Origin of the sequence: Paraplanobispora takensis (genome assembly GCF_016863195.1) — a bacterium.
In the GTDB taxonomy this organism is placed as follows: Bacteria; Actinomycetota; Actinomycetes; order Streptosporangiales; family Streptosporangiaceae; genus Planobispora; species Planobispora takensis.
Window position 1 is genome coordinate 97,865 of record NZ_BOOK01000018.1, and the last position, 26,974, is coordinate 124,838.

Below are 26,974 nucleotides of genomic sequence, written 5' to 3' on the forward strand. Positions count from 1 at the left end.
ACGGATGGACGGCGGAGCGCCGTGCCGATCCGCTCGGCGTGGATGGTCGCGTGGACGCCTACAGCTCGCCGTTGATCCGGCCGCCGTCAATCCAGCTCGCAGTTGGTCTCGACTTCGCCGGTGCAGCGGTCGGTGCCGATACCGCCGTTGAGCCGGTCGAAGTCGAGGTTGCCGCTGAGCGTGTCGTTGCCGCCGTTGCCGTTGAGCGTGTCGTCACCGAAGCCACCGGCCAGGAAGTCGTTGTTGCTACCGCCGTTGAGGGTGTCGATGCCGTTGTTCCCGGCAAGGGTGCTGGGCAGCTTCGTGTTGTTGCGGATCGCGTCGTTCCCGGAGTTCGCGAACACGTCGACACGGTCGATCCCGCCGGCCGGGCACCTGGTCGCGGTTCCCACCTGCGTGCATCCCGGGCCGGCCGCGACCGAGCCCAGCGTGTTGCTGATGGTCACGACGGTGCCCGCCGCGTTGATGTTGATGTCGATACCGTCGGCCACCGTGCTGCCGTTGACGAGGATTCTGCCGCTGTCGAGCTGCGCGGTGACAGTGGCGGCCGCCGATGCCGGTCCGGCCAGCGTCGTGACGCCGGTGAACAGGACGGTGGCGAGTCCGAGGGCCACGCCGGTTCTCTTGAGCATGCGGCTGAGCATGCGGCGACCCGGGTTCGTGCTGAACATTGTTGGTGTCCCCCTGTGGTGTCGGTTTGGGTTCCGGCACCACAGTGACGAGGACTCGTTCCCGGGTCACCGCAAAAAGACGCACAACCGAGGGGCATCGGCCTCGGGCTTCCACGGCGGATTCCGCCGAGCCCGATCCTTCGGGGAAGGACCCGCACGGGCCGTGGAACCCCGCTCACCCGGCCGGGTACGTGCCGCGGTGGACGATGAAGCTCAGGGCGGTGCTCTGGCGGCCCAGGCGGGAGTCGTAGGCCGTGACCCGGACGTGGTCGGCGGGGTGCTCCGCGCGGCAGGCCAGGACCGCCTTCAGGGCCGGGGCCGGGTCGTCGAGGTCGAACATCGGCATGCCGTACATCTCCCAGAAGGTGTTGCGCGGGCGCGGGTCGCCGGTGTGCTCGACCGCGACCGCGTAGCCCCGGTCCGTCGCGTAGGCCAGCTGGGCGGTGATCTCCTCGTCGGTGAGGTCGGGGAGGTAGGAGAAGGCTCCCTGGGTGATCCGCGGTGGGAGTGCCGCCGGGGAGGGAGGCGTGGGGGCGGTCATCGGGCGGGCTCCTCACCGGGGGTGGCGGAATCGGGGACGTCGGTGGAGGCGTAGTCGAACTCGACCGCTCCCCAGGTGTCGAGGGCGGCGGCCAGTTCGGGGGAGTGCTTGGCGGCGGACCGCAGGATGTCCGGTCCCTCGGCGGCGAGGTCGCGGCCCTCGTTGCGGGCCTTGATCACCGCCTCCAGCGCGACGCGGTTGCCGGTCGCCCCGGCGGCGATCCCCATGGGGTGGCCGATGGTGCCGCCGCCGAACTGCAGGACCACGTCCTCGCCCAGGTGGTGGACGAGCCGGTGCATCTGGCCGGCGTGGATGCCGCCGGAGGCGACCGGCATCACCCCGGGCATCGAGCCGTAGTCCTGGTCGAACAGCAGGCCGTCGCCGATGCCGTGGGCGGCGGCCCGGCAGGTGGTGTAGTAGCCGCGGGTGGCCGAGACGTCGCCTTCGAGCTTGCCCACCACGGTCCCGGCGTGGATGTGGTCGACGCCGAGCAGGCGGCACCACTTGGCGACCACCCGGAAGCTCACGCCGTGGTTCTTCTGCCGGGTGTAGGTCGAGTGCCCGGCCCGGTGCAGGTGCAGCAGCACGCCGTTGTCGCGGGCCCACTTCGCCATGGAGCCCATCGCGGTGAACCCCACGGTCAGGTCGATCATGATGATCGGGCTGCCGAGCTCCTTGGCCGTCTCGGCCCGCTCGTACATCTGCTCCATCGTGGCCGCGGTGCAGTTCAGGTAGTGGCCCTTGATCTCTCCGGTGCGCTCCTCGGCCTTGCGTACGGCCTCGCCGACGAACAGGAAGCGGTCACGCCAGCGCATGAACGGCTGGGAGTTGATGTTCTCGTCGTCCTTGGTGAAGTCGAGCCCGCCGCGCAGCGCCTCGTAGACGACCCTGCCGTAGTTGCGCGCCGACAACCCCAGCTTCGGCTTGACGGTCGCGCCGAGCAGCGGCCTGCCGTACTTGCCGAGCAGTTCCCGCTCCATCACGATCCCGTGCGGCGGGCCCTGGAAGGTCCTGACGTAGGCCGCCGGGATCCGCATGTCCTCCAGGCGCAGCGCCCTGACCGCCTTGAACCCGAAGACGTTGCCGATGATCGAGGAGGTGAGGTTGGGGATCGAGCCCTCCTCGAACAGGTCGATGTCGTAGGCGACGTAGGCCATGTACCCGCCGGGCTCCCCGGCTCCGTCGTCGCGCACCCGGTCGACCCGGTAGGCCTTGGCCTGGTAGTGCCGGTAGTCGGTCAGCCGGTCGGTCCACACCACCGTCCACGTGGCGGTGGACGACTCGCCCGCGACCGCGGCGGCGGCCTCCTCGGGCGTCACGCCCGGCTGCGGGGTGATGCGGAAGGCGGCCAGGACGTCGGTGTCCTTCGGGACGTAGTCCGGGTCGTAGTAGCCCAGCTCGGCGTAGGGGACGACTCCGGTGCTCAAACGGTTGTGTGCCATGCCTTCACGGTCGGCGCGTTCCGTGAAACCGTCTATGGAGAATCCGCCGAGGACCATCAAGGAAAACCTTGACGCTCACCCAGCTGCGCACCTTCCTCGCGGTGGCCGAGACCGGCTCCGTGCGCGCCGCCGCCGAACGGCTGTACGTCACCCAGTCGGCGGTCTCGGCCGCGCTCGTCGCCCTGCAGAAATCCCTGGGGCTGCGGCTGGTACGGCCGGCGGGGCGCGGGCTGCGGCTCACCGAGGCGGGCGAGGTGTACGCCGGATACGTGCGGCGCGTGCTCGGTCTGCTGGAGGAGGCCCGTACGGCCGCCGCGGGCGAGGCCGACCCCGAGCGGGGCCGGGTCAGGGTGGCGGCGGTGACCACGGCGGGGGAGGAACTGCTGCCGTCGCTGCTGGCGGGGTTCCGGGCCCGCCATCCGGGGGTGGGGATCACCCTGGAGGTGGGCAACCGGGAGCGGGTGCACGCCCTGCTGGCCGCGCACGAGGTGGACCTGGTCTTCGGCGGCCGTCCCCCGGCGCCGGGGGCGTCCGGCGGGTCCGAGGGGCTCACCGTGCTCGCCGTACGGCGCAACGAGCTGACGGTGGTCACGTCGCAGAGCACGGTGCCGGAGAACGCGGTGCCGGAGAACGCGGCGGCGGGGAGCGGTGCGGCGGAGGGCCCGGAATCCGGGAGCACGGCGGGCGGTCCCGGGGGCGCGGACCCCGTGCGGTGGCTGGGCCGCCGGACCTGGCTGCTCCGCGAGCCCGGCTCCGGCACCCGGGCCACCGCCGAGGCGCTCCTGGAAGGGCTCGGCATCACCCCCAGGACCCTGACCATCGGCTCCAACGCCGCCGTCCGCGCGTCCGTCCGGGCCGGTCTCGGCGTCAGCCTCCTGTCCCGCGACGCCGTGACCGGGGAGGCCGGGACCGGGGACGCCGCGACCGGAGGCATCGTGGAGGTCCCCACCCCGCTGACGCCCATCCGGCGCGACTGGCACCTGATCGCCCACCGGGGGCCGCTCCCGGCCACCACCCGGCTCCTGGTGGAGCACGTCCGGAACAGCGGCTGGCGGGCCGCCCCGGTCACACCATGACGCGATGAATCGCTATGAAATGTGATAGATCCTCATAACTTCCGGCGATGTCCGCGGCACTACGATCCGGTCATGCGGACCCACGAGCGCGAGATCACCGTCCCCGTCGACCTGTGCCTGCCGGACGGGCGTCTCAACCCCGAGGCGGTCGGGTGGACCCGGCGCCCGCTGCACCGCGCGAACCTGCGCGGCTGGGGCCGGGCCAAGCGCTGGGAGTACTGGGGGATCGTCACCCCCTCGCACATCGTCGGGATCGTGGCCTCGTCGCTGGACTACGCGGGCCTGCACGGCGTCTACGTGCTCGACCGCGCCACCGGGACGGAGATCTCCGAGGACGTCGTGGTGCCGCTGGCGCGCGGGGCCGTACTGCCGGAGCGCAGCGGCGAGGGCACGGCCTCCGTCCGGGGCGGCGGCGTGACGATCGAGATCGGCCAGCGCCCGGAGGGCACCGCGCTGCGCGCGGTCGCGCCCGGCGTCGAGCTGGAGCTGGAGATGCCGCTGCCCGAGGGGCACGAGTCGCTGGGCGTGGTGATCCCCTGGGGGGACAACCGCTTCCAGTACACGGTCAAGGATGTCGGGCGCCCGGTGCGCGGGCGGCTGAAACTGGAGTCCGGGGAGCACGAGGTGAGCGAGGAGGACTCCTTCGCGGTGCTCGACCACGGCCGCGGCAAGTGGCCGTACGCGATCACCTGGAACTGGGCCGCGGGCAGCGGCCCCGGCCGGGCGATCCAGCTCGGCGGGAAGTGGACCGCCGGCACCGGCATGACGGAGAACGCGCTGTTCGCGGCCGGGCGGCTGCACAAGATCGGTGACGAGCTGGAGTGGAGCTACGACCGGGCGGACTGGCTGCGCCCGTGGCGGATCACCGGCTCGCGGGTCGAGGCCGAGTTCCACCCGTTCCACGAGAAGAGGGCCCGTACCGACCTGGGCGTGGTGGCCAACGAGACGCACCAGTGCTTCGGCTGCTTCACCGGCCGGGCGCGGACCGACGACGGCGAGTGGATCGACCTCGACGGCCTGACCGGCTGGGCCGAGGAGGCCCGCAACCGCTGGTAGCCGAGGCCGCGTCAGGATCAGGTGACGTCCTCCGGCGCCGTGCCGGCGGGCCCGGCGTCGGAGAACCCGGAGTCGGCGGACCCGGAGCGGGAACCGGGCAGCAGGGGGCGCCAGCCGCGTTCGACCGACCGGCGGCACCGTACGGGGTCGTCGCCCGCGCCGGCGAACAGGGCGGTCAGCAGCGGCACGCCGTGGGCGAGCGCCCGGCGGGGCAGCGGGCCGGTCGCGACCAGTGAGGCCAGTCCGTGGCCGATGGTCCAGCTCTGCGCGGCCAGCTCCAGCGGGTCGACGTCGTCGCGGAGGCGACCGGCGGCCGTGGCCCGTTCGACGCCGCGGACCAGGCGGTGCAACGTGTCGTCCGCGGCCGCGGCGTCCTCGAGCCCGAACGCGGCGTCGAACATGACCCGGTAGAGATCGGGGCCGTCCAGGGCGTTGGCCAGGTACGCGGCGCCGAGGGCGGCCAGGTCGCGCACCGGGTCCGCCGACGGCGGGACCGCGGCGAGCCGGGCCGCCAGGCGGGTGAACCCCTCCTGGCGCACGGCCCTCCACAGACCGTCCATGCCGTCGAAGTAGGTGTAGACGGCCATGGTCGAGACGCCGGTCCCGGCCACCAGCGAGCGGAGCGTGACCGGCTCCCGGGCGGCGAGCATCTGCGCGGCCCGGTCGATCAGCAGGGAGCGGACCGCCGGATCCTTAACCCTCACCATGGCGCCACAATACATAACGTTGCTATGTTCTGAGGAGTGCCGAACCGCCTGCGCCGAACCGAGGAGCGGACATGACCGTGACGCTGGTCAACCCCGACGGACTGCCGAAGCCCGAGGTCTACCGACAGCTGTCCATCGCCACCGGGTCCAAGCTGGTGTTCCTGGCGGGCCAGGTGGCCCGCGACGCCGAGGGACGGCCGGTCGGCGAGGGAGACCTGGCCGCCCAGGTCGAGCAGGCCTACCTCAACATCGGCACCGCCCTGGCCGGGATCGGCGCGTCCTTCGACGACGTGGCCAAGCTGACCGTCTACGTCGTCGACTGGACGCCCGACAAGATGCCGCTGCTGGGGGAGGGCGTCGCACGGGCGGCCGCGAAGCTGGGCGTCGACCCGGTCAAGCCGATCACCCTGCTGGGCGTCGCGGCACTGGGCGAGCCCGATCTGCTGGTCGAGGTCGAGGCCACCGCGGTCGTCGACTGACCCGGGCGCCTCGCCGGTCCTGGGAGCCTCGACGGTCCCGGGCCGTACGGCCTGCGGCCCCGGCCCGGACGGCGGGCGCGCCCGCAGGAGTGATGCTCCCGGAGTGACGCTCAGAGAGCGACCTTCCCCGGGATGACGACCCGGAGCAGGGTGCCCGCGCCCCGGCGGCTGTGCACCTCCAGGTGCCCGCCGAGCAGTTCGGCGCGCTCGCGCATGCCGCCCAGGCCGTAGCCGGTGGAGGCGGGAGGCCCGGCCAGGCGGGAGGGGTCGAAGCCGACGCCGTCGTCCTCGATCTCCAGCTCGACCTCGCCGTTCCGCACGGCCAGGCTGATCACGGCGGACCGGGCGCCGGAATGCCTGGCCACGTTGGACAGGGCCTCCTGGGCGACCCGGTAGATCGCGGTCTCGACATGCTCGGGCAGGCGGACGGGGGTCAGGTCCACCTCGACCGTCAGCTGCGGGAAGGAGCGGGCGAGGCTGGCCAGGCTGGCGGGCAGGCCGAGGTCGTCGAGCACCGGGGGGCGCAGGCCCTCGATGGCGGACCTGGTCTCGGCCAGCGCGTCCTCGGCCAGCGCCCGCGCCCGCCTGATCTGCTCCGCCGCCGCGCCGGGGTCGCCCGCGGGCGGGTCCGCCTCCCGCGCGGGCCGCGGTGTGAGCGCGTCGAGGGCGGCGGACAGGTGATAGGAGAGACTGACGATGCGCTGGCTGATCCCGTCGTGGATCTCCCCGGCGAGGCGGCGCCGTTCGGCCTCCTGGGCGAGGACGACGCGCTCGGCGAAGCGCTCCATGGCCTCCTCGCGCTCGGCCAGGCGCCGGTGCAGGCGGGCGTTCTCGATGGTCCCGGCGATCAGGCCGCCCACGGAGTGCAGGAGCTCGACGTCGGCGTAGCTGAACACCCGGCGGGCCCGGGTGTGGACGTTGAGCACGCCGACCAGGTGGCCGGGCCGGGTGGCGATCGGGACCGAGCACATCGAGGTGAAGTCCTCGCCCCGCAGCTCGGGGATGTACTTGTAGCGGGGGTCGGAGAGCTTGTCGTCGTCGATGACCACCGGCCTGCCGTAGGCCGCCACCCATCCGGCCACGCCCTCGCCGAGGTCCAGCTCGATCCGCCCGGCCAGCTCGTCGAAGGGCGGGGTGGCGCCGCGCAGGACGAGCCGCCGGCCGGTGTCGTCGAGGAGGTGGACGAAGCAGATGTCGGTCTCCGTCGTCTCGGTGACCAGCGCGGCCACGCCCTGGACGATCTCCCCGAGGTCGAGCCCCGTGGAGATCGTCTCGATGATCCGGGAGAGCAGCCTGGCCTCCCGCTCGGGATCGGTCAGCCCGAGGCGGCTCACCGGAACACCCCCTCGCGCAGGGCGGTGGCCACCGCCGTGACCCGGTCGTTGACGCCGAGCTTGCGGTAGATGCCGCGGGTGTGGCTCTTGACGGTCTCCTCGCTGACCGTCAGGCGGGCCGCGATCCCCTTGTTGGTCAGCCCGGACACCATCAGGGCCAGCACCTCGCTCTCGCGCTGGGTGAGGCCCAGGTGGGCGCCCGGCCAGAACTCCCCGGCGTGCAGCCGGGCCGCCGACAGGGCGATGCGGCCGGCCAGCATCGGCGCGATCAGCACCTCGCCGGCGGCGATCCTGGTCAGGGCGCCGACCAGCTCCGCGCCGGTCACGTCCTTGAGCAGGAACCCGGAGGCGCCGAGCCGCAGGGCCTGGTAGACGTACTGCTCGTCGTCGTAGACGGTCATGAAGACGACCAGGCAGCCGGGGCGGGCGCGCAGGATCCGCGCGCACGCGTCCAGGCCGCTCTCGCCGCGCAGCCGTACGTCGAGCAGGACCAGATCGGGCTCGTGGGACAGGACCGCCTTGACGGCCCCGTCGGAGTCGCGGGCCTCCGCGACGATCTGCACCTGGTCCCGGTAGGACCCCAGCATGGCCCGCAGGCCGTCGTGGACCATCTCGTGGTCGTCGACGGTCACCAGCCGGAGGGGCGGACTCCTCATGCGCCAAAGGTACGAAAAATGATGGCGTTTAAGGATCCCCCGGTACCTCACCCGGTTGGGGGAGGGCGGTTACCGGATCGCGACATACCGTCCGGGTGACGCCCCCCACCTTGCGGAAGTGAGACAGCCGATGCCTCACAAGCTGATGCGGATGCGCCGGGCAGAGTCGTTGCGGCCCGCCATGCTCGCGATCGCCGGTGACAGCGCGGCGGGGAAGACGACCATCACCCGCGGCCTGACCGAGGCGCTGGGAGCGGACCGCAGCACCGCGGTCTGCGTGGACGACTATCACCGCTACGACCGGGCGGAGCGCAACGGGCTGCCGCTCACCCCGCTCCACCCCGCCTGCAACCACGTGCAGATCATGGAGCAGCACCTGCAACTGCTGGCGATGGGCCAGCCGATCCTCAAACCCGTCTACGACCACCGCGACGGCTCCCTGGTACGGCCCCGCCTGGTCGAACCGCGCGACCTGGTGATCGTGGAGGGGCTGCTCCCGCTCCACACCAAGCTGGCCAGGGCCTGTTTCGACGTGACGGTCTATCTCGATCCGCCGGAGCCGATCAGGCGCGAGTGGAAGATCACCAGGGATGTCCACCGGCGCGGCTACACGCGGGAGCAGGTGCTGGCCGAGCTGGCCGGGCGCGAGGCGGACTCGGCGGCCTTCGTCCGCCCCCAGCGGCGGGAGGCGGACATCGTGGTCCGCTTCGAGCCGATCGAGGGCCGCGAGGACCGGTCGCTGTCGGCGACGCTGCTGCTCCGGCCCACGATCCGGCACCCGAATTTCGCCCAGATCCTGTCCAGGGCGACCACCTCGGCGGTCCATCTCAAGCTCACCCGCGACTCCGACGGCGGGCCGGTGGACGCCCTGCACATCCACGGGTACGCCGACCCGCTGGAGGCCGACGTCGTGGCCAAGGCGATCTGGCACGACCTGGGCGTGCCCGAGCCGCTGCCGGTCTGCCTCGGTCTCATGGAGGACGGCTCGCGCAACGAGCCCCTGCGGATCACCCAGCTGATCCTGCTGCACCACCTGATCCGCGCGGGGGTGTGGCGTCTGCCCGACGAGTGATCCCGCCGGGCGGGTGGCCGGGCCGGATCGGTGGCCGGGTCACCCGTCGCGGTCTCACGCGTCCCAGTCGACGGCCAGCTTCTGCGGGTCCTCCGCGGCGATCCGCACGGGCAGGCGGGTGCCCGGCAGGGTCCGGTGCAGGTGGGCCGCGGGCACGCGGTGGCCGATCCGCACCTCGTACGGCGCGCGCCCCCCGTCCGGGGTCACCCGCAGCACGAACCCCACGATCGGGTCGCCGTTGTCGGCGGTCATGCCGTCCATGGAGAAGGTGCCCAGCACCGTGGCGGCGCCCGGCAGGCCCCGGGCGATCAGCTCGGCCGCGGACAGGTGCTCACCGGTCTCCGGGACGCCGTGACCCGGCGCGCGGCTCCAGTCGATCGCCAGCCGGTGCGGGGCGGCCGGGTCGACCCGCACCGACAGCAGGGCGCCGGGCAGCACGGCCCCCACCAGCAGCCGGGGGAGGGTCTCGCGGTGCGGGAGCCGGTAGGGCGCCGCGCCGTCGCGGTGCACCTCCAGCTCGAAGGCGACCAGGGGCAGGTCGTTCACGGTCACCCCGGTGTCCGTCATCGAGATCACCACGGCGGTCGCGGACGTGCCGGAGGCGAGCAGGTCGTCGTTCCCCCGCGCCATGTCCTGCGCCATGGTGAAGATCCCCTTGAGCCCGGGGCCCGCCTGCGCCTCGAACATGGACATCGCCTGGCCGAAGGCCGCGGTGTGGAAGGACCACGCCGCCGCGAAGGACCCCGACATCAGCAGGATCATCCCCGAGACGAAGGCCGGCACCGCCCAGCCGGGCATGGGCCACATGGTCATCCCGGTGATCCCCGCGACGAGCAGGGCGGCACCGCCCGCCGAGATGCCCAGACCAATCCTCTTCATCGGCCTCATCGAGGTTCTCCAGTCCCATGTGTACGTCGTGTCATCGTGACGGCGTAAGAGAACCGGAGATCGCTTTCACACCGGTTGCATCCCGATTGCGGGTGCTCCGGGGGCGGGACGGCGCGCGCCCGCGGCCGGGGACGACCTGGGATGGCCGGTATCCGGCTGGGTATGGGCCATCACATGACGCATGTGGTGGTGGGAGTGGACGGGTCCGCGGACGGGCTGCGGGCCGTGGAGTGGGCGGCGCGCGAGGCCTCGCGCCGGGGCCTTCCCCTGCGTGTGGTGCACGCCGTGTACGCATGGCTGCACTCCCCGGCGGAGGCGGGGGTCGAGGAGGTGCGGCAGTGGCTGCTGGAGGGCGGGCGCGAGCTCACCGCCCGCTCCGTGGCGCACGCGCGGGAGTGCGCGCCGTACGTGGAGGTCGTGGACGCCGTCATGACCGGCGATCCCGCCGCGGTGCTGATCGCCGAGGCGGAGGCGGCGGAGCTGCTCGTGGTCGCCTCGCGGGGCACCGGCCGGATCTCCGGCCTGCTGCTGGGGTCGGTGGCCCTGAAGGTCGTCTCGCGCTCCTCCTGCCCGGTGGTGGTGGTACGCGGTCCGGTGGAGCCGCACAAGACGTTCGACGAGGTGGTCGTCGGCGTGGACGGCTCGCCGGAGAGCACCGGGGCGCTCAGGTTCGCCGCCGCGGAGGCGTCGCTGCGCGAGGCGCGGCTGCGGGTGATCCTGGCGTGGAACCTGGCCACCCCGGCCGCCGAGACGATGCCCGCGCTGTTCACCGAGATGGGTGCGATCGAGGAGGCCTGGACCCGCGTCCTCGACGAGGCGGTGGGCACCGTCGCGCTGAGCCGCCCGGAGCTGGAGGTCGTCCACCAGGTGGTGGCCGGCCATCCGGTGCAGGCGCTCATCGACGCCTCGGAGGCGGCCGACCTGGTCGTCGTCGGGTCACGGGGCAGGGGCGCGCTCGCCGGGTTCGTCCTGGGCTCGGTGAGCCACGGGGTCCTGCACCACGCCCACTGCCCGGTGGCCGTGGTCGGATCGCATGTCGACGCCGCCCGGATCGAGGACGAACGGGCCGCCTGACCGCGCCTCCGGCTCTCGCGGCCCGCCCGGGCCGAGCGCGCTCACCGGCCGGATGCTGCCGGTGCGAGGCGGCACGGTCGCGGTCGACCACGGATGGTCCCTCGGCGGCCGCGTCCCCGAGGACGGTCCGGTACGGCCTCCGCGTCTGGGAGGCCGTCTGACGGGTAGCCGGAAGGCATGGCGACCTACGGCTTCCATTCCTCACACGAGCAGATCCACCCGGCCGAGCTGCTGAAGGCGGTTGTCCAGGCCGAGCAGGCGGGCTTCACGGCGGCGATGTCATCGGACCACTTCTCCCCGTGGAGCGCGCGGCAGGGCCAGTCGGCCTTCGCCTGGTCCTGGCTGGGGGCGGCGATGCAGGCCACGAACCTGCCGTTCGGCGTGGTCAACGCCCCGGGCCAGCGCTATCACCCGGCGATCATCGCCCAGGCGATCGGCACCCTCGGCGCGATGTTCCCCGACCGGTTCTGGGCCGCCCTGGGCACCGGGGAGGCGAGCAACGAGCACATCACCGGGGACCGCTGGCCGCGCAAGGCCGTGCGTACGGCGCGGCTGCGCGAGTGCGTCGACGTCATCCGGGCGCTGCTGGCCGGGGAGGAGGTCAGCCACGACGGCCTGGTGACCGTGGACCGGGCCCGGCTGTGGACCCGGCCGCAGACCCCGCCCAAGCTGATCGGGGCGGCGGTCAGCGTCGAGACGGCGCGGTGGTGCGCGGAGTGGGCCGACGGCCTGATCACGGTGAACGCGCCGATCGGGACGCTGCGCGAGATGGTCTCCGCCTACCGGGACGCGGGCGGCCGGGGACGGCTGGCGCTGCAGGTCCACCTGAGCTGGGCCGAGGACGACGACACGGCGACGGCGATCGCCCACGACCAGTGGCGCAGCAACGTCTTCCGCCCGCCGGTCTGCTGGGACCTGGACACGGCCGAGCTGTTCGACGTGGTCTCCGAGGACGTGCGGCCCTCCGCGGTCGCCGAGGCGGTCAACATCTCCTCGGACCTGGGGTGGCACGCCGCCCGGCTGAACGAGTACGCGGAGCTGGGCTTCGAGGAGATCTACCTGCACCACGTCGGCCAGGAGCAGGGCGCGTTCCTCGACGCCTTCGGCGCGAAGGTCCTGCCGCAGCTACGGTGAGACCGGCCGCCCCGGCGGGCCGTACGGGCTCCACGGCGGTCGCCGGTGATCGCAGGCCAACTAGGAAGCATCCTTTCCTCGTTGGCTTCTAGCGTTCCCGGTATGAGCGATGACACCGAGATCCGCCCGTTCCGCGTCGCGATCCCCCAGGCCGACCTCGACGACCTGAAGGACCGGCTCGCCCGCACCCGCTGGCCGCAGGGGCCGGCCGGGACCGGCTGGAGCCGGGGCGTACCGCCGGACTACCTCAAGGGCCTGGCCGAGCGCTGGGCCCACGGGTTCGACTGGCGGGAGCGGGAGGCCGAGCTGAACGCGATCCCCCAGTTCGTCACCGCCGTCGACGGCCAGGACATCCACTTCCTGCACGTGCGCTCGCCCGAACCGGACGCGCTGCCGCTGCTGCTCACCCACGGGTGGCCGAGTTCGCCGGTGGAGTTCCTGAAGGTGCTCGGCCCGCTGTCCGACCCCCGCGCGCACGGCGGCGACCCGGCGGACGCCTTCCACCTGGTCGTCCCGTCCCTGCCGGGCTACGGGTTCTCCACGCCGGTACGGCAGGCGGGATGGGGCAACCTGTTCCGCGTCGCCGGCGCCTGGGCGGAGCTGATGCGCAGGCTGGACTACGGCCGGTACGCCGTCCAGGGCACCGACGTCGGCTCCGGCGTGGCGATGATGCTCTCCATGATCGACGCGGAACGCGTGGCCGGCGTGCACGTGACCGGCACGACGGCGGCGATGCCGTTCGGACCCCCGGTGGAGCTGGACGCGCTGTCCGGGACCGACCGGGAGCGGGGCGAGCGCTTCAACGCGTTCCGGGCCGAGGGCGCGGGCTACCTGCACGTGCAGGCCACCCGCCCGCAGACGCTGGCCTACGCGCTGAACGACTCGCCGGTCGGCCAGCTGGCCTGGATCGTCGAGAAGTTCCAGGAGTGGACCGACCCGGCGGCGAAGCTGCCGGAGGAGGCGGTCGACCTCGACCACCTGCTCACCGCCGTCAGCGTCTTCTGGTTCACCGGCTCGGGCGCCTCCTCGGCCCACGCGACCTACGAGGGCATGCAGGCCTGGCGGGAGATGGCCGCCCGGCACGGGGAGGAGCCGCCCGGCGGCGAGCGGCAGGGGCCGCCGACGGGCGTGGCGGTCTTCGCCGGGGACACCGGCATCCGGAGCCTGATGGACCCGCAGGGCCGGATCGAGCACTGGTCGGAGTACGACCGCGGCGGCCACTTCCCCGCCATGGAGACCCCCGGCCTGCTCACCGGGGACATCCGGGCGTTCTTCCGCCGCCACCGCTGACCGGGGCGCGGACCCGCGGACGGGGCGTCAGCTCCAGACGATCACGGACTTCTCCCGCCACAGCTCCAGCACGCTCCGGTCGCCCCGCACGTCGAGGGCCTCGGCGCCCCCGCGGTTCCACAGCATGAGGTACAGCTCGCGGGCGGGCCCGGAGACGACGCAGTCGGCGGCGTCCGCCCCCGGGGTGACGGCCCGGCCGCCCGGCTCCACCCGGACGGTCCAGGCGGTCGGGTGGTCGGTGGCGCGTACGGCCAGGCTGACCGGCGGGTCGGCGACCAGCCGCCCGCGCCGCCGGGGCAGGAAGCCGTCGAAGAGCTCGTCGACGCCGTCGGCGGCGAAGGCGGGGGTGAACGAGGCGATCGCCCGCGCCGTGGAGGCGGAGCCGCCGGTGCCCGGGGCGGCGTCCCGGGGCGACGCGATCCCGTCCGCGTCTCCGGGCGACGCGGCTGTGGACGGTGCGATCCCGCCGGCGTCCCCGGGCGACGCGGCTGCCGCGGCTGCCTCGGCGTCGATCATGTGGATCGCGGTCTCGTGGGCCTGGCGGCGCGCCCAGAACGCCAGCGGGGAGGGCGCGCGCAGGAAGGCCCAGCACGTCGTCCCGGGGTCGGCCTCCCGCAGGGTCCGCACCAGTGCGGTGTGGCCCTCGCGGTACCAGCCGACCAGCCCGGCGTCGTCCGGGGCGGTGAAGAACACCGCCGCCTCCTCGTCGGTGAACGGCTCCGTCCTGCCGGTGGCGACGTACGCCGCGGCCCAGCGGTGCACGCCGCCGAGGTGCTCCAGCAGGTCCCGTACCCGCCAGCCGGGGCAGGTCGGCACCGGGGCGTCCACCCCGGCCCGCTCCGCCGCCGCGGCCAGCCGTACTCCCGCGTCCTGAAGCGCGGACAGGTGCTCCTTGATCTCCACGGGCGAATTGTCGCAGAGGAGAACCGCCGGGTGCAGACGGCAGGGGAGATGATCGATCTCGGGGGAGCGCCTCGCTAGGGTTGGGCGATTCGTTCGGCAAGCCCCTCACGCCCCCGGGAAAGTCCACGTGCGTCTCCTGCGCTTCATCCGCCGACACCGTTCCGGACGGTCCGGGGAACCGGACGGGCGGGTGCGTCGGCTGCGGACGGCGCTCTACGCCAACGGGCTCCTCCAGACGATCGGCCTGCTCCGTCTCCCGTCGCCCTGGTGGGTGGACGTCGCCTGGGCTCTCGGGTGGCTCGCTCTCGTGGTGCTGTTCCACGGGGTACTGGGCGGCGCCTCCCGTACGTTGCGGATCGTCCTGCTCGTGTCCGGGACGGTCGGCGCGGCGGGCTCGCTCGGCGAGGAGGTGTCCGAGGCGCTCGACGCCCGGTTCGCTGCGCGGTTCTTCGATGCCGTCGAACTCCAGGGGTGGCCCTGGCTGCTCTGGCTGACGCTGATCCTCTTCGCCCAGGCTCGGGACGGCCGGTGGGGCAGGATCGCCGTGTGGTCGGGAGCGGCTTCAGTGGCGGCGCCGTTCGTCGTCGTTCTGCTGCGGTCCGGCGTCGTCTCCGTCTCCGTCTCCGACATTGCCTATTTCCACGGCTACGTTCTCATGCCGCTCACCGCGATATCGGAGGCCCTACAACTGGTGTGGCTGGCCCGCTCGGCCCACGATCTCGCGAGCTCGCCCGCTCGGGCCGTACCGCGGCGCGAGCCGAGGCCGGTCCGATTCAGGCTCCCGTCCGGGCGGTGGCTGCTGACGGTCACCGCGACGGTCGTGCCGCTTCTGGCGCTCCCGGCGGCCGACCACGCACGCGGCCCGTTCACCTCCCGGGACGACTGCCCGCGCGCCCAGTCGGCGACCGGGGAGTACATCCCGGCCTCCACCCTCGACGAGATCTGCCTGCGTGCCGCCGCGGACGCCATGGTGGGGATCGCGGAGGAGGAGGGCCAGGTCCTGGCGATGCAGGTGGAGGAGCAGCGCAAGTGCAACGCGGTGCCCCGGCATCGCCCCCTGATCACGCCGGAGTCGGTGTCGGTGATCCGTAAGCCCATCTGGCCGGAGACAGGTCTGGAGGCGTACGAGGACACCCCGACCGGCTCCGACGCCTTCGACAACGGCCTGTACGACCTGGTGGCCGAGAACGGCCTGGTGGCCGCGCTCCCCGGACACATGGTGATCTCCACCGACTCCGAGTTCAGGATCTGCGTCACGCTGGAGACCTACGCGCGCCGCCCGCCCGTGGAGACGGAGGGGTGGCACCACGTGGTCGAGGTCGGCTACCGCAGCCCGACCGGCGAGATCGTGATCCGCGACCCGATGAGCGGCACGGTGCTGCCCGACCTCGCCTTTCGGGGCGCGGGCGACTACCGGATCCGGGTCCACCACGCCTGGTTCCCCTGGAAAGGGGAGAAGTACGGCACGCAACGGCTGCTGATCATGGTCTATCCGGGGCGCGGGGACGACGTCGTCGTCCACCGTGCGAAGACCGGGCCGTGACCGCCATCGGGTCTCCGTCGAGGCCCGCGCCCCTCCTTCAGGGCGGGCGCGGGCCGTACGGGTGTCAGCCGCGGCTGATGCGGACGGCGTCGGCGATGACGTAGCCGGTGCCGGAGGTCTGCCGGCTGACGCCCACGACGTCGTACGCCCCCGCCTTGAGCGAGAAGGTCCCGATGCTGCGCCAGACCCCGCCGCCCGAGCGCTGGTCGACGTAGACCGTCTTGGTCCCGTTCGCGGTCACCACGAGGTACGGCGCCGCGCTGTTGTAGCCGGTGTGCGCCGGATAGCGGACCTCGACCCGGTAGGTGCCCGCGCTGGGGACGGTCGCCTTGTACCAGGCGGGGTCGGGGGTGGTGGCCGGGGTCGCGAACCGGTAGTCGGGCCCGAGGCGCTGGGCGGAGTAGGTGGAGGTGCCCCAGTTCGCGCCGGCGGTGAAGCGGCCGGCGGTGGTGTTGTCCGCGGTGGTCGACCACGCCGGGGTGCTCCCGCCGGTGACGTACTTCATGAACGTGGTCCAGTTCCACTTCGGGCCCGGGTCGGTGTGCGTGGCCCCGGGCACCTGGTAGTGGCCGATGATGTGCGCGCGGTCCTTCGGGATGCCGTACTTGTCGCACAGGTGGCGGGTCAGCGCGGCGGAGGAGCGGTACATCGCGTCGGTGAACCACGCGGCGTTGCTGACGTAGCCCTCGTGCTCGATGCCGATGGAGCGGTGGTTGTAGTCCCGGTTGCCCGCGTGCCAGGCGACGTCCTTGTGGCGCACCATCTGGGTGACGGCGCCGTTGGAGGATTTGATCACGTAGTGCGCCGAGACCTTGGCGCTGGGGTTCTGGAACCAGGAGATGGCGCCGGCGTAGGACCCCTGGGTGACGTGGATGATCACCCGGTCGATCTTCCGGCTCGCCGGGCGGTTGGCGGCGGTGTAGTTGCTCGACCTCGCCGCCACCCAGGACGCGGACGGGTATTCGGCGCCGGGGGCGGCCATCGCGCCGAGGTCGCGGGCCTGGGCGTACTCGCCGCGGTCGGCGGTGACCTGCCGCGGCGCGACCGTCACGCCGCGGGCGGTGAACCCGGTGCCGAGCAGCTCGTAGACGGAGTCGGCGTAGAGGCGGGCGGTCTCGGCGGAGGAGGGGTTCCCGTACCGCGCCACGGCCTCGTACCAGCGGCCGATGTCCTTCCTGGCGGTCTCGTCGAGACCCAGCCCGTCGGCGTGGGCGCGCAGGACCGCCGCCCCGCCGAGGATGTTCGACCCGGTGTCCGCGCGCAGCCTCTCCACCGGCAGGCCGGTGATCTCGGCGGCCTTCTCCAGCGCGTGCGTGGTGGGGTTGCTGACCAGGTGCATCATGCCGTAGCCGCCGCTCGCGCTGGGCTCGTCGCCGTGGTCGTCGAGACGGGTCTCGGCGTAGGCGAGGGTGGCGAGCAGGTCGCGGGGGATGTCGTACTCGGTCGCGGCGTGCTCGAACGCCGCCGGCAGGGGCGGATCCGGCTCGGCCGCGGCCGGCCGTCCGGCCGACATCAGGAAGGCCGCGAGGGCGCAGGCGACGAGGGCCGCAGGCCGCCTCAGGGCGAACGTCATCGAGGGTCTCCTTGTCCGGGGGGTGAGTGCAGCACGGTAAAGGAGTCCGTGGGGCGTATTGGGGTGATTTGCTATCACCGGTATGAAGGAAATTTTCCGATCACTCCGGTACGGATGTTTCGTTCCAATAGGAAAGTCCGCTGTGACCAGGTGCTCCCGGCGCGGCGCGGGGATGAAGCCGCGGCGCGGGAGCGGTGCCGGAGTCCGGAACCGTGACGGAGGCGGTGTATCCTCCCGGCCCTCGGGCGATGGCCCAGGTGATCGGCTCCGGCATCTCGGGCTCCCGGCCCCCCCGCGGAGGCTCGGGTGATCCCACGGGCCTCCGGCGTTGTCGGGGCGGCTCCCTAGGGTTGGGCGATTTGTCCGGCCAGTCCCTCGCCCCCCGGGAAACCCGCGTGGGCCTCCTCCGCCCCGCCCGCCGCTACCGCTTCGGGCTGCCCGCCGCGCTCGTCGTGGCCTGCTACACCCTCGCCGTCCTCACAGCGGCCGTCATCGTGGTGGCGGGCGGCGACATCGCGATCCTCCAGTGGCTCGTTCTCCGAGAGGAGACGGAACTCCACCCGGACCTGATCCGGCCGGGATCGTGGCTCTGGTGGTCCGTGCCGGTCCTGGTCCTGGTCGGAGGCGTGCAGGGCTGGGGGCTCTGGCAGATCCTCCGCTGGACTCGCTCATGGGGACGGAGTTGCCCGACCTCGCGGTGCGGGGCGGGAGCGGCGACTACCGGATCCGCGTCCACCTCGACTGGATGCCCTGGAAGGGTGAGAGGAACCGCACGCAGCGGTTGCTGATCATGGCCTATCCGGGCCGTGGGGCCGACGTCGTCGTCCACCGCGACAAGACCGGGCCTGATCGTCCCGGCCCATGGGAAACGCCGCCGGACGGATCTACTCTGGCGCGGTCGGACGACATCGGAAGGCGGCGCGACCATGGACGGGACGAGCATGACCGGGGACGGGGCGAGCATGACCGGCGAGCACGCCGACCTGCTGCAGACGCTGGCCAGGCACCGGGGCTTCCTGCGACAGACGGTGCGGGGGCTGACCGACGAGCAGGCGGCGCTGCGCACCACCGCGAGCGAGCTGTGCCTGGGCGGCCTGATCAAGCACGTGGCCGGCACCGAGGCGATGTGGATGCGTTTCGCGGCCGGGGGCGCCGAGGCGGCGGAGAGCGAGCCGGTCGACTGGGAGGGCCGGTTCCGCATGGCGGAGGGCGAGACGCTGGCCGGCCTGCTCGACGCCTACGAGCAGGTGGCGCTGGCCACCGAGAAGCAGGTGGCGCAGACGCCCGACCTGAACCTCTCGCACCCGCTCCCGCAGGCGCCGTGGTTCGAGCCGGGCGCGCGCTGGTCGGTGCGCCGGGTCCTGCTGCACATCATCGCCGAGACCGCCCAGCACGCGGGGCACGCCGACATCATCCGCGAGTCCCTGGACGGCGCCAAGACCATGGGCTGAGGCCCCGGCCCGGCTCGGCGGCGGCGAGTACACCGGGTCGGCGACGCTCCCGGCCGGGGCGTGGCCGTGGTCCGGCTGAGCGCGGGGCCGTACGGGAGACCCGCAGGGGGACGACCCGCTCACGGGCGCACATCCCGTACGGCTTCGCGCACCGCTTGTGGCGCGCGGGGCCGCTGTGGTTGCGTGATCGGGTCCAGACCGGACCGCCAGACGGAGGTGACGCGGGGTGCCGCACCACAGCAGGCTCTACAAGGTCGTGATCGACGTTCCGGACGACGTGCACGACAGGGAGGTGGAGTTCTGGCAGGGGGCGACCGGCGAGACGCTGAAGGTGTTCGACCGCTATCGCGAATACCACGGCGCCCACCTGCACGGGCAGGAGTTCGCGCTGCTGGTCCAGCGGCTGGGGGAGGGTGTGCCCCGGGTCCACCTCGACATCCACACCGACGACCTGGAGGCGGAGGTCGCCCGGCTGGAGCGGCTGGGCGCCGAGCGGGTGCGGAAGGTGGAGCACTGGTGGATCATGCGTGACCCGGCGGGCCTGCCGTTCTGCGTCCTGCCGGACTCCGGCGGCACGCTCGACGAGCACAACTCCCAGCGCTGGGACTGACGCGGCTCACTCTGCCGCGCCGTACCGCCGTCAGGCCCGGCGCCCGGGGACCCGGTCGGTGATCCAGCCGGTCACCAGGGACAGGACCTCGGGGTCGGTGGGCTTGCGGATCTGCTGCTTGTAGGTGCGCAGGCCCCCGGAGCCCGCCTCGCGGCGCAGCAGGTGGGTCAGGTCGGGGACCCGGACGGTCGTGACGTCGCCGCCCGCCGTGGCGGCGATGACGTCGAGGTCGTCGGGGTCGGCCTGGACGTCCTTGGCGCCGGTGAGCGCCAGGATCGGCACGCGCGTCCCGCGCAGCGACGGCTTGGGGTCGAAGGCGATGAACTCGCGGTGCCAGCGCGCGTTCGACTTGCGTCCCTGGACCCGGACGACGTCGGCCGTGCTCGCCTTGAAGGTGGCGATGGCCTCGTCCTGCTTCTCGAACAGGTCGGTGCGGAGCAGGCGCAGCATCACCCGCACCGGCGCGGGCAGGTCCCCGGCGATCTGCCGCGCCTGCCAGCGGAGGGTCTCCTCGCCGGTCTTGGCCATGCCGGCCAGCAGCACGATCCCGGCCAGGTCCGTCTCCTCGGCGGCCACGGCGGTGGCGATGACGGCCCCCTCGCTGTGGCCGGCGACGAACACCGCGGCCGGGTCGATCTCCTCGCGGTCCCGCACCCAGGCCACCGCGGCCCGCGCGTCGGCGATGTTGTCGCTCAGGCCCGCGGCCAGGAAGTCGCCCTGCGACTCCCCGACGCCGCGCTTGTCGTAGCGGAAGGAGGCCACGCCGGCCCCGGCCAGGGCGTGCGCGAGGTCGCGGCTGACCCCCAGGGGCATGCGCCTGTGGTCGGCGTCGCGGTCCAGCGGGCCCGAGCCCGTCATGATGACCACCACCGGGTGCGGCCCCGGACCGGCGGGCAGGGCCAGCGTGCCGCCGAGGACCAGGTCGCCGGAGCGGAAGGTGACGCGCTCCTCGGCGACCGGCCCGGGCAGCCCGGCCCACTGGCGGATGCGCCCGGCCAGCTCCGGCGCGTTCTCGTCGCTGACCAGCAGCTCGTCGTAGCCGGTCCCGCTCAGGCTCACCCGTACGGCGGGCACGCCCCGGTGGGCGGCCACGAACGTCCGGTGGCCGGGCCTGCGCCAGGTTCCGATCTTGGTCCGGCCCGGCAGGGCCAGGCCGGGGGAGCGCAGGCCGCCGGCGCCCGCCACCGCGTCCTCCACAACGGCGACCTGGCGGACCGCGGCGCGCGGCACGCGGATGTCGCCGTGCAGGCCCGCCACCCTCTCGCCCTGGCTGAGCTCCAGCACCAGCTCGCCACCGGTCATCGTCATCGTCGCCATCGTGCGTCCTTTCCGCTTCGTCTGGTCATGAGTATTCTCATCTTTGATATTGATGTCAAATATGAGAATATTGACCTATGAAGACGACGGCTGATCTCCTGCTCCACCCGGTACGGCTGCGCATCGTCCAAGCCCTGCTGGGCGACCGTCACATGACCACGGCGGCCCTGGCGGCCGACCTCTCCGACGTCTCCACCGCCACGCTCTACCGGCACGTCGGCACGCTGGCGGACGCCGGGGTCCTGGAGGTGGTGGACGAGCAGAAGGTGCGCGGCGCGGTGGAGCGCACCTACGCGCTGCGCCTGTCCGCGGCCCAGGTCGCCGAGGAGGATCTGGCCGCGATGTCCCCCCAGGACCACCGGCAGGCGTTCACGGCGTTCGTGGCCGGACTGCTGTCCGACTTCGACCGCTACACCGAACGGGGGGACATCGACCTGGGCCGCGACGGCGTCGGCTACCGCCAGGCCGCGCTGTGGCTGTCGGACGAGGAACTGGCCGAGTTCGCGGCGGACCTGCGCAAGGTGTTCGCCGCCAGGACGGGCAACGGCCCCGGCGACGGACGGGTGCGCAGGCTCATCACGACCGTCCTGCTGCCTTCCGTGCCTTAGCCGCCGGGACCGCCGGGACCTCCGGGGTCTGCGACTCCTCGCCATCGCCATCGCGCCGCAGCGCCTGGAGTCCCACCAGGTCGTCGGGGGCGGCGTCGGCGATCTCGTCGTCGAAGCGGGACAGCGGCCCGCCGCGCAGGCAGACGACGGCCAGGATCGCGATGGCCAGGCTCGCCAGCAGGTACATCAGGGCGATGCCGCGCCCCGGCCCGACGCCGATGAGCTCGCCGACGGATCCCGCCAGCAGCCCGTCCGGGGTGAGCAGCGGGTCCAGCAGGGCGGCGGCGGCCGGTCCCACCACGGCGAAGCCGAACGGCATCGTCGACCAGGCGATCAGGGTGTTCAGCGCGAAGACCCGGCCGTGGAACCGCTGCGGGACCTTGACCTGGACGATCGTGGCGTAGATGCCGTTGAGCAGGGAGACCCACAGCCCCAGCCCGAACGCGCCCGCCGAGATCATCACCAGGTCCGGCCGCAGGCCGATCAGCGTGCCGGAGACGGCCAGGGCCAGGGTGCACAGCAGCACGCCGTACATCCTGCGGTGGCGCGGCCCGCCCCACACGGTCATCGACAGGCCGCCGAGGAAGACGCCCAGGCCCGAGAAGAACGCGACGGTGCCGACCTCGTCGAGGGTGGCGAAGGAGAGCACCAGCGGGGAGGTCATCAGGAACAGCGGGGACAGGAAGATGTTCAGGATGGCGAAGAACACCAGCATGGACCGGAAGCCCCGGTTGCCCCAGGAGTAGCGGAACCCCTCGACCATCTCGGCCGTGACCGACTCGCGCCGCCTCCACGCCATCGTGGAGGGGAAGCGCACGAACAGGATGACGGTCACCGCGAAGACGTAGCTCAGCACGTCGATGATGAGGATGCCCTCCAGGCCGATGGTGGCCATCAGCCCGACCGCGATGATCGGCACGATGAGCTGCGAGGTGCCGTTGACCATCTGGGTGATGCCGTTGGCGTGGCCGAGATAGCGCTTGGGCACCAGCTGCGGGATCGCCGAGCCGTAGGCCAGGCGCTGGAAGGTGAGTGCGATCGACAGACAGACGATCAGCGGATAGAGATGCCAGGTCTGGAGGTTGCCCGTCCACAGCAGCAGTCCGAGCGCCAGCTGCGTGCCTCCGGCGCACAGGTCGCCGATGAGCATGATCCGGCGCCGTTCGGACCGGTCGACGATCACTCCGGCGAGCGGCGCGACCAGCATGCCCGGCACGATGGCGAGCACGGAGAACAGGGCGAAGCGGACCAGTGATCCGGTGGTGAGATAGATCCAGATCGGGATCGCGAACTCGGTCAGGGCCGAGCCGGTGATGGAGACCAGCTGCCCGGAGGCGACCAGCGCGAAGCGCCGCATGCTGGGCTGCGGACCGGTCGGCACGACCGCCGAGGTGGAGTGCGAGACCGCGTGCAACCGCCAGGTCGCGGAGTCCGGCGCGGCGGGAGTGCCCGGTTCGGCGGAGGCCGGGGTCTCCGGGGCGGAGCGCATGGACACGTGGACGCCGGTGACGATCTCGGCGAGTTCCGCGGCCCGGTACTTCAGGAAGAAGTGCCCCGCCTCCTCCAGCACCACCACGGCCGAGTCGTCGGTCAGGAAGTGCCACTCGCGGAAGCGTTCCTGGTAGTAGTCGGTGGCCGGATCCCGTTCGCCCGCCACCGTGATGATGGGCGCCCGCAGCCGCCGCGCCGAGCTCTCGAACAGCTCGGTGAAGTACTGCTCGGCGGCCTCGGAGTCGCGCCGCATGTTGCGGATGATCAACCGGGCCCGGTCCGGGTCGAGGTCGCTCATGTCGACGCCCATCGAGGTCAGCCAGTTGGCGTACCCCTGGTCGCCGCGGAGCGACTCCATCCGGGCCATCCGGGCCAGCCGTGACATCGCCCCGCCCCGGGGCCGGGCGAAGGGGAAGATCGCCCCGATGTAGACGGCCTCCAGATGCCTGCCCTCGGCCTCCAGCCGGCGGGCGATCTCCACGATCAGCGCGGAGCCGACCCCGCAGTGGCCGTACAGCGCGATCGGCCCCTGGACCTTCTCCTGGATCTCGGCGACGCATCTGGCGGCCAGCTCGTCGAAGGGCAGCCGCTCCTCGTCCACGCCCACGTCGTGCCCGGGGATGGCGACCGACCACAGGCCGTACCCGGCCGGCAGCGCGTCGGCGAGCGGCTGGTAGACCACCGCGCTGCCGCCGCCGTACGGCACGCACACATAGCTCAGCTCGGTGGCGCGCGAGCGGGTCAGCTCGTGCAGCAGGCCGCGCGGCTCCCGGCTGTCGGCGGGGGTGTCGACCAGCGCGGCCAGCTCCCGCACGGTCCGGTGCTTGAAGACGTCCATCACCGAGACCCCGCCGCCCACGGCCGTGCGCAGCCGCGCCACGACCTGCGTGGCCAGCAGCGAGTGCCCGCCCAGGTCGAAGAAGTCGTCGTCGGCCCCGATGGTCTCGATGCCGAGGACCTCCGACCAGACGGCGGCGATCGCCTGCTCGGTCGGGGTGGACGGCTCGGCGAAGACGGCGCCCTCCTCGCGGGAGAACACCGGCTCGGGCAGTGCGGAGCGGTCGAGCTTGCCGTTGGGGGTCAGGGGCAGGGAGGGCAGCGTGACGAAGGAGGAGGGGACCATGTAGTCGGGGAGCCGCCGCTTCAACTCGGCGCGGTGGTCGGGCGCCGGTCCGTCCGGCGTGTTCTCCTCGACCAGATAGGCGACCAGCCGCCGGTCCCCCGGGCGGTCCTCACGGACGATCACGGCGGCGTCCGTGACCCCGGGCCGGGCGCGCAGCGCCACCTCGATCTCGCCCAGCTCGATGCGCAGGCCGCGCAGCTTGACCTGGTTGTCGATGCGGCCCAGGAACTCGACGGTCCCGTCGGGGCGCCAGCGGGCCAGGTCACCGGTCCGGTAGAGCCGCCCCCCTCCGTCGCCGAACGGGTCGGGCACGAACCGCTCGGCGGTCAGCGCCGGGCGCCGGACGTAGCCGTGCGCCACCTGCACGCCGCCGATGTACAGCTCGCCGGGCACCCCGACGGGGACCGGGCGCATGCCCGCGTCCAGCACGTACAGGGTGGTGTTGGCCACCGGGCCGCCGATCGGCACCCGGGCCAGCCCGGACAGCGCCTCGGGCGCGCAGTGCCAGGCGGACACGTCCACGGCCGCCTCGGTGGGGCCGTAGAGGTTGTGCAGCTCGGCGGGGAGCGTCTCGACGCAGCGGCGGGCCAGGTCGACGGGGAGCTCCTCGCCCGAGCAGACGACCGTGCGCAGCGTGCCGCAGTCCGCCACGCCCTCCTCGGCCAGGAACACCGCGAGCATGGAGGGCACGAAGTGCAGCGTGGTGACGCCCTCGGCGGTGATCAGATCCCGCAGGTAGGCGGAGTCCTTGTGCCCGCCGGGCCGGGCCAGCACCAGCCGGGCACCGGTGACCAGCGGCCAGAAGAACTCCCAGACCGACACGTCGAACCCGGCCGGGGTCTTCTGCAGCACCACGTCCTGCGCGGTCAGGGAGAAGCGCTCCTGCATCCACTCCAGCCGGTTGACGATGCCGCGGTGCCCGTTGGCCACGCCCTTGGGCCGGCCGGTGGAGCCGGAGGTGTAGATCACGTAGGCGGTGTCGTCCGGGCCCGCTCCCGGTCCCGGTGACGCGGCCTGCGGCCAGGCGTCCGGGTCGTCCAGCGGCAGCACCGGGCAGCCGGCGAGCCCGCCGGAGTCGCGCAGGGCCCGCAGGGCGTCCGGGCCCGCGGGGCCCTCTCCCGGGAGCGCGGAGTCCTCCGCCGGGGTGAGGGTGAGGACCGCCGACAGCCCGGCGTCCCCGGCCATGAAGGCCAGCCGGTCCGCGGGGTACTCCGGGTCGAGCGGCACGTAGGCGGCGCCCGTCTTCAGCACCCCCAGCAACGCGGCGACCAGCTCGAACGATCGCTCGGCGCAGACGCCGACCAGGCTCCCCGGCCCGGCGCCCAGCCCGCGCAGGGCTCCGGCCACCCGCTCGGCGCGGGCGTCCAGCTCCGCGTAGGACAGGGTCCCGCCCTCGAAGGTGACGGCCGGGGCGTGCGGGGTCCTGGCCGCCTGCGCCTCGACGAGCGCGTGCAGGGTCGTCTCTCCCGGCGACGGTACGGCGGTGGCGTTCCACTCGGTCAGGACGAGCCGCCGCTCCTCCTCGCCGAGCACGTCCAGGGCGGAGGTCCGCAGGGACGGGTCGGCGGCCACCCGCTCCAGCAGGGCCGTCAGGTGCGCGGTCAGGCGCTCGACGGTGGCCGCCTCGAACAGGTCGGTGTTGTAGACGAACAGGCCCGCCAGCCCCTCGGCGTCCTCGCTGAGATAGAGCTCCAGGTCGAACCGGGTGGCCCAGGTCCCCAGCGGGAAGCCCTCCAGGCCGGGGCCGTCGCCGTCGCCGCCCTCGCCCGTGTAGTTCTGCATGGCGAGGATCACCTGGAACAGCGGCGAGCGTGAGACGTCCCGGGCGACGTTGAGGTCGGCGACCACCCGCTCGAACGGGGTCTCCTGGTGGGCGTAGGCCTCCAGCGCCAGGTCGCGGACCCGCGCCAGCAGTTCCAGGAAGGTCGGGTCCCCCGACAGGTCCACCCGCATCGTCAGCATGTTGACGAAGCAGCCGACCAGTCCCTCCAGCTCGGCCAGGGGACGGCCGCCCACCGGTGACCCGATCGCCACGTCGTCCTGGCCGGAGTGACGGCCGAGCAGGGCGGCGAAGGCCGCCAGCAGCGTCATGTACGGCGTCGCCCCGTGCTCGTGCCCGATCGCGGTCAGCCGCTCGGCGGTCGCGGCGTCCACGCGGAAGGCGTGCGCGGCCCCGCCGTAGGTCTGCTCGGGCGGCCGGGGGTGGTCGGCGGGCAGGGCGAGCGGTTCCACCCCCGCCAGGCGCCGCCGCCAGAAGTCCAGATCCTCCCGCTCCTGCTCCCGGCCGCGCTGCCAGAGCGCGTAGTCGCCGTAACCCACCGGCGGCGGGGCGAGCTCCCGGCCGTCGTGCAGCGCGAACAGCTCGCGCAGCAGGACGGAGGTGGACCAGCCGTCGGCGGCGATGTGGTGGATCGCCAGGGCCAGCACGTGGTCCTCGGGCGCCAGCCGTACCAGCAGGGCCCTGATCACCGGCCCCTCGGCGAGGTCGAACGGCACGGCCAGGAAGCCCGCCACCGCCGCCCGCGCCTCCACCTCGCCGGCCGCCTCCACCACGGTGAACGGCGCGGACGCGGCCGGCGGCGGCACGACGACCACCCCGGGGCGGCCCTCGTCGTCGGCCGGGTACCGCATGCGCAGGACCTCGTGCCGGGCCACGACCTCGGCGAAGGCCCGTTCCAGCGCGCCGGGGTCCAGCGGGCCGCGCACCCGCCGGGAGACCGGGATGACGTAGGCGGTCTCACCGGGCGTGTACTGGTCGAGGAACCACAGCCGCTCCTGGGCGGAGGACAGCGGCGGCACCTCGCCCTCCGGGCGCGGGGTGATCGCGGGCCCGGTCTTCCTGCGCCGCAGCCGCTGGGCGACCAGGGCCTTCCTGGCGTCTGCGGTGGCGGACTCGGTCATCGGCGGACCTCCGGAGTGGCGGACTCGGTCATCG

The 26,974-nt window shown here is 73.0% G+C and carries 22 protein-coding genes; 11 read left to right on the plus strand and 11 right to left on the minus strand.

Translation table 11 applies throughout. The features are described 5' to 3' along the window. Nucleotides 1–86: 86 nt before the first annotated feature. From Pta02_RS13935 to Pta02_RS13945, 3 genes are all read right to left on the minus strand, one after another. Nucleotides 87–632, minus strand: a complete 546-nt coding sequence (locus Pta02_RS13935; RefSeq protein ID WP_203875209.1) for a calcium-binding protein — start codon at nt 630–632, stop codon at nt 87–89. A 214-nt stretch (nt 633–846) separates the two neighbouring features. Beyond that, nucleotides 847–1,212 carry a ribulose bisphosphate carboxylase small subunit gene (locus tag Pta02_RS13940; RefSeq protein ID WP_203875210.1) on the minus strand — a complete coding sequence of 122 codons (366 nt, stop codon included), beginning with the start codon at nt 1,210–1,212 and terminating at the stop codon, nt 847–849. Continuing rightward, nucleotides 1,209–2,654 (minus strand): ribulose-bisphosphate carboxylase large subunit, encoded by a 1,446-nt coding sequence (locus Pta02_RS13945; RefSeq protein ID WP_203875211.1) that lies wholly within the window; start codon nt 2,652–2,654, stop codon nt 1,209–1,211. The genes Pta02_RS13940 and Pta02_RS13945 overlap by 4 nt, the downstream gene beginning before the upstream one ends. A gap of 68 nt (nt 2,655–2,722) precedes the next feature. Between Pta02_RS13945 and Pta02_RS13950 the strand changes: the two genes are divergently transcribed. Both Pta02_RS13950 and Pta02_RS13955 read left to right on the plus strand, forming a co-directional pair. Next, nucleotides 2,723–3,730, plus strand: a complete 1,008-nt coding sequence (locus Pta02_RS13950) for a LysR family transcriptional regulator (RefSeq protein ID WP_203875212.1) — start codon at nt 2,723–2,725, stop codon at nt 3,728–3,730. Between the two features lie 72 nt (nt 3,731–3,802). Then, nucleotides 3,803–4,786, plus strand: coding sequence for a DUF2804 domain-containing protein (locus Pta02_RS13955; protein WP_203875213.1), 984 nt, complete (start codon nt 3,803–3,805; stop codon nt 4,784–4,786). A gap of 17 nt (nt 4,787–4,803) precedes the next feature. Here Pta02_RS13955 and Pta02_RS13960 read toward each other — a convergent pair whose 3' ends face one another. After that, nucleotides 4,804–5,493 (minus strand): TetR/AcrR family transcriptional regulator, encoded by a 690-nt coding sequence (locus tag Pta02_RS13960; protein WP_203875214.1) that lies wholly within the window; start codon nt 5,491–5,493, stop codon nt 4,804–4,806. A gap of 71 nt (nt 5,494–5,564) precedes the next feature. Here Pta02_RS13960 and Pta02_RS13965 point away from each other — a divergent pair, with 71 nt between their 5' ends. After that, nucleotides 5,565–5,972, plus strand: coding sequence for a RidA family protein (locus Pta02_RS13965; RefSeq protein ID WP_203875215.1), 408 nt, complete (start codon nt 5,565–5,567; stop codon nt 5,970–5,972). A 110-nt stretch (nt 5,973–6,082) separates the two neighbouring features. Here Pta02_RS13965 and Pta02_RS13970 read toward each other — a convergent pair whose 3' ends face one another. Both Pta02_RS13970 and Pta02_RS13975 read right to left on the minus strand, forming a co-directional pair. Continuing rightward, on the minus strand, nt 6,083–7,306 hold the full coding sequence (locus tag Pta02_RS13970; protein ID WP_203875216.1) for a GAF domain-containing sensor histidine kinase: 1,224 nt from the start codon (nt 7,304–7,306) through the stop codon (nt 6,083–6,085). Then, nucleotides 7,303–7,962 (minus strand): response regulator, encoded by a 660-nt coding sequence (locus Pta02_RS13975; protein ID WP_203875217.1) that lies wholly within the window; start codon nt 7,960–7,962, stop codon nt 7,303–7,305. The genes Pta02_RS13970 and Pta02_RS13975 overlap by 4 nt, the downstream gene beginning before the upstream one ends. A 130-nt stretch (nt 7,963–8,092) precedes the next feature. Here Pta02_RS13975 and Pta02_RS13980 point away from each other — a divergent pair, with 130 nt between their 5' ends. Beyond that, nucleotides 8,093–9,034, plus strand: a complete 942-nt coding sequence (locus Pta02_RS13980; protein WP_203875218.1) for a phosphoribulokinase — start codon at nt 8,093–8,095, stop codon at nt 9,032–9,034. Between the two features lie 54 nt (nt 9,035–9,088). Here Pta02_RS13980 and Pta02_RS13985 read toward each other — a convergent pair whose 3' ends face one another. Further along, nucleotides 9,089–9,913, minus strand: coding sequence for a hypothetical protein (locus Pta02_RS13985; RefSeq protein ID WP_203875219.1), 825 nt, complete (start codon nt 9,911–9,913; stop codon nt 9,089–9,091). Between the two features lie 183 nt (nt 9,914–10,096). On the opposite strand from Pta02_RS13985, the gene Pta02_RS13990 reads away from it, so the two are divergent. The 3 genes from Pta02_RS13990 to Pta02_RS14000 all read left to right on the plus strand — a co-directional run bounded on the left by Pta02_RS13990 (nt 10,097) and on the right by Pta02_RS14000 (nt 13,420). Further along, nucleotides 10,097–10,996, plus strand: coding sequence for a universal stress protein (locus Pta02_RS13990; protein ID WP_203875220.1), 900 nt, complete (start codon nt 10,097–10,099; stop codon nt 10,994–10,996). A 177-nt stretch (nt 10,997–11,173) separates the two neighbouring features. Beyond that, complete coding sequence (locus Pta02_RS13995) at nt 11,174–12,130, plus strand: TIGR03885 family FMN-dependent LLM class oxidoreductase (RefSeq protein WP_203875221.1); 957 nt, start codon at nt 11,174–11,176, stop codon at nt 12,128–12,130. A 102-nt stretch (nt 12,131–12,232) separates the two neighbouring features. After that, complete coding sequence (locus tag Pta02_RS14000; protein WP_203875222.1) at nt 12,233–13,420, plus strand: epoxide hydrolase family protein; 1,188 nt, start codon at nt 12,233–12,235, stop codon at nt 13,418–13,420. 27 nt (nt 13,421–13,447) lie between these two features. Here the strand turns inward: Pta02_RS14000 and Pta02_RS14005 are convergent, their stop codons facing one another. Further along, nucleotides 13,448–14,323: a maleylpyruvate isomerase N-terminal domain-containing protein gene (locus Pta02_RS14005; RefSeq protein ID WP_203875223.1), complete on the minus strand. Its 876-nt coding sequence runs from the start codon at nt 14,321–14,323 to the stop codon at nt 13,448–13,450. 190 nt (nt 14,324–14,513) lie between these two features. On the opposite strand from Pta02_RS14005, the gene Pta02_RS14010 reads away from it, so the two are divergent. After that, the gene (locus tag Pta02_RS14010) at nt 14,514–15,866 is read left to right on the plus strand and encodes a hypothetical protein (RefSeq protein WP_203875224.1); all 1,353 of its coding nucleotides are present in this window, start codon (nt 14,514–14,516) and stop codon (nt 15,864–15,866) included. Nucleotides 15,867–15,930: 64 nt separating this feature from the next. Here Pta02_RS14010 and Pta02_RS14015 read toward each other — a convergent pair whose 3' ends face one another. Then, nucleotides 15,931–17,439 (minus strand): golvesin C-terminal-like domain-containing protein, encoded by a 1,509-nt coding sequence (locus Pta02_RS14015; RefSeq protein ID WP_203875225.1) that lies wholly within the window; start codon nt 17,437–17,439, stop codon nt 15,931–15,933. 926 nt (nt 17,440–18,365) lie between these two features. Here Pta02_RS14015 and Pta02_RS14020 point away from each other — a divergent pair. Continuing rightward, nucleotides 18,366–18,890 carry a DinB family protein gene (locus tag Pta02_RS14020; RefSeq protein WP_239130489.1) on the plus strand — a complete coding sequence of 175 codons (525 nt, stop codon included), beginning with the start codon at nt 18,366–18,368 and terminating at the stop codon, nt 18,888–18,890. 226 nt (nt 18,891–19,116) lie between these two features. Beyond that, nucleotides 19,117–19,500, plus strand: coding sequence for a VOC family protein (locus Pta02_RS14025; protein ID WP_203875226.1), 384 nt, complete (start codon nt 19,117–19,119; stop codon nt 19,498–19,500). A 30-nt stretch (nt 19,501–19,530) separates the two neighbouring features. On the opposite strand, the gene Pta02_RS14030 is transcribed toward Pta02_RS14025, so the two are convergent. Continuing rightward, a complete protein-coding gene (locus tag Pta02_RS14030) occupies nt 19,531–20,817 on the minus strand; it encodes an alpha/beta hydrolase family protein (RefSeq protein WP_203875227.1) in 1,287 nt (428 codons plus the stop codon). Between the two features lie 77 nt (nt 20,818–20,894). Here Pta02_RS14030 and Pta02_RS14035 point away from each other — a divergent pair, with 77 nt between their 5' ends. Continuing rightward, complete coding sequence (locus Pta02_RS14035; protein WP_203875228.1) at nt 20,895–21,425, plus strand: helix-turn-helix domain-containing protein; 531 nt, start codon at nt 20,895–20,897, stop codon at nt 21,423–21,425. Here Pta02_RS14035 and Pta02_RS14040 read toward each other — a convergent pair. Beyond that, nucleotides 21,394–26,940, minus strand: a complete 5,547-nt coding sequence (locus tag Pta02_RS14040) for a non-ribosomal peptide synthetase/MFS transporter (protein WP_203875229.1) — start codon at nt 26,938–26,940, stop codon at nt 21,394–21,396. The two genes, Pta02_RS14035 and Pta02_RS14040, sit on opposite strands and share 32 nt — an antisense overlap. Nucleotides 26,941–26,974: the final 34 nt, after the last annotated feature.